Source organism: Butyricicoccus sp., assembly GCF_050872565.1.
Taxonomy (GTDB): Bacteria; Bacillota; Clostridia; order Oscillospirales; family Butyricicoccaceae; genus Butyricicoccus_A.
Map to the genome: position 1 here is coordinate 1 of NZ_JBNMHC010000300.1, position 2,785 is coordinate 2,785.

At 51.5% G+C, this 2,785-nt stretch carries 2 protein-coding genes and 1 pseudogene; 2 read left to right on the forward strand and 1 reads right to left on the reverse strand.

Annotated features, from left to right (window positions below):
- Nucleotides 1-498 (forward strand): helicase-related protein (locus tag ACR0P9_RS10405; RefSeq protein ID WP_432619886.1); only part of this gene is annotated, 498 nt, incomplete at its 5' end.
- A 664-nt stretch (nt 499-1,162) separates the two neighbouring features.
- Here ACR0P9_RS10405 and ACR0P9_RS10410 read toward each other — a convergent pair.
- The gene (locus ACR0P9_RS10410) at nt 1,163-2,341 is read right to left on the reverse strand and encodes a Gfo/Idh/MocA family protein (RefSeq protein WP_432619888.1); all 1,179 of its coding nucleotides are present in this window, start codon (nt 2,339-2,341) and stop codon (nt 1,163-1,165) included.
- A gap of 217 nt (nt 2,342-2,558) precedes the next feature.
- Between ACR0P9_RS10410 and ACR0P9_RS10415 the strand changes: the two are divergent.
- Nucleotides 2,559-2,785, forward strand: a pseudogene (locus ACR0P9_RS10415) (hypothetical protein); the annotation flags it as partial.

Consider the following 2,785-nt stretch of genomic DNA (forward strand, 5'->3'; position numbering starts at 1 on the left):
AATCGCTTCAAAGAGGGCAAAATCCGCGTGCTCGTTGCCACAGATATTGCGGCTCGCGGCTTGGACATCAGCGACTTGTCGCATGTCATCAACTATGATGTGCCGACAGAGCCGGAAAACTATGTGCATCGTATCGGCAGAACCGGCAGAGCCGGTCACGGCGGCATTGCAATTACGTTCTGTCAGGCAGATGAAGTGCCGTATCTGCGCCGCATTGAGAAAACCATCGACCGCGAAGTTCCGGTGCGCGAAGATAATCCGTATCCGATGCAGGAAAAGCCGCATGAGGGACGCGGAAACGGCCGCTCTCGCTCGCGCCGCGGCAATCGCGGCAGACGCAGCCTGAACAACCAGAAAAAGCCATCGGAGACTGCCGGTGAGCAGAATCAGACGGAAAAATCGTCGGAAGGAAAAGAGAATACCTCTCGCCGTCCGCGCCGCAGACGCAGACGCCCGAGCGGAGAAAACCGCCCGAATTCGACGAATAGCAATGGATAAGATGCATTGACTTTTTAAACATACGATGCTATACTGAGCATAGAAAAAGGCATACCGATAGACGGTTGCCACATAAAGAGTTTATGGAAAGAATAATCCGCCTTATGTCGCAGTGAGGCGGATTACTTCTTGTTTATCCTGAGAATCAGGTCTATCAATGCAACAATGAACGTGCCGATTGTAAACAATTCGGTATATGTAACATAATGCACTGCATCACCCCCTAACCGTTTAGATTTGGGGGCAGTTTCAGAAGCGCCCCCAGATAGTTAGAGGGCAACCGCCTACCGTTATGGTATGCCTCGAATACTATCTTATCAGACTGACTTCATCTGGTCAAGATTGACTTTTCGCACCGGCTTCTCGGCTCTCCCTCTGGGAGAGCTGGCATTTGCAGAGCAAATGACTGAGAGGGCGAAGTAACGCGAGCAGGTACGTATCAGAGTAAATCTTATGCGAATTCTGTCGATTGGATAAAACTCCCTCAGTCTTGCCGCAAGGCGGCAATCCAGCTCCCTCAACGAGGGAGCCAGCCCTTTGTGCGTAAGACAAAGACAAATCCCGCAGTTTCATCGTAGAAACTGCGGGGTTTTTGCATAAACGCTCCAATCCCCGCCGGGGAGGCGGGGACTGGAGAAGGAAAATAAATTGGTGGTATTCGAGATTAGACCTGAACCCAAACAGCGCCCTTGTCTGCGGATTCTGCACAAGCATTGATCCACTTGATGCCGTCAATGCCGTGCTCCAGATCTGGATAAATAACGTTTTTCACGGTTTCTTCGTCTCCGCGGTCCTTTGCGTCCATAACAACAGCGAAACGCTTGTACAGGTTGGACCAGGAGTCAATCAGACCGGTGTAGTGCAGAGCACCGATGCGCTCATCTTCCTGTGCCGACGGATCCAGATAATCCAAGCCGCGGTACAGCAGCTGCTCCGGCTGACCCTGAATCTGGTATTTTACAATATCCGGGCGAGCGTCGTTCCACTCCAGAGAAGCCTTGGAACCGACGATGCGGATGTGCTGAGAAGACATGTCGCCAGCGTTGACGCAAGAGCACCACATACGGCCGACAGCGCCGTCTTCATAATGCATCAGGACATACGCATTGTCTTCCAGCGGATAACGGGAACCGACAAATGCCTGACGGTCACACAGAACTTCCTTCAGCTTCTGATCCGGGCAGATGAGCTGAGACATGTAGTAGGTATGTGTGGACAGATCGCCCAGAACAAATGCCTTGCCAACCTTGGTCGGATCTACGCGCCACTTTTGACCTTCGTTCTTGACATCGCCTTCCGGATCGCAGCCGAAGCCGTGTGCATAGCGCAGCTCAATCATGTTGATTTTGCCCAGCTTGCCGGAGGTTACCATTGCGCGCATCTGCTTGAGCATGTCGAAACCGGAGAAGCCGTAAGTGACAGCGACAATCTTGCCCTTTTCTTCAGCCAGCTTCTTGATTTCTTCACCCTGCTCTGCCTCAAAGAACAGCGGCTTTTCGCAGATAACATGCAGACCTGCTTCCAGTGCAGCCTTGGTAACTTCATAGTGCAGGAAGTTCGGAGTTGCTACGTCGACAACTTCGATGCCGTCCTCGCGCTTTGCCTCTGCCTCGAACATTGCCTTGTAGTCCGGATAGCAGCGCTCCGGATCCATGCCCAGGCTTACGCCAAATTCTCTGCCGCGCTCTGCATCGACATCAAATGCTGCTGCCTTGAGCAGGAACGAGGTGTTGTCGCGCATTGCGCCCAGACGATGCTTGTAGCCTACCTGCGAAGTCTTGCCTCCGCCTACGATACCCCAACGGAACGGTTCTCTCTGAATCAGCTTTTCACCTAAATACATACTCCATACATCCTTTCTCGTGCTTCACAAACATCATTCGACTTGTGAATTTCTTATTCCATACCAATTGTTTCAAAATCTGCGAAAAACGAAAATTTTGATTTGTTTTTTTGTTGTTTTCGTTTTCGTTGTCTGTATTATACGGCAGGATTGACAAAACGTAAATATCGGATATAATGGAAAACATCATCGATTTTGCGGAAAAGAGGAACGGCAAATGTATGAACTGGGAGCGGGGATTCTGCCCAACTCGGTCTGTGTGCCGCTGACGGCGACGGCGCGCGCACAGGCCCTGTATTTTTATCCGGTGCTGTGCGGACATTATTTCTGTGACAGCCAATATCAGGTCAGCCGGCCCTATTATGACAATCCGCTGCTTGTCTTTGTGCGCAGCGGCACCATGACGCTGGAATATGACGGCGCGGTGTATCACGCGGAAAAGGG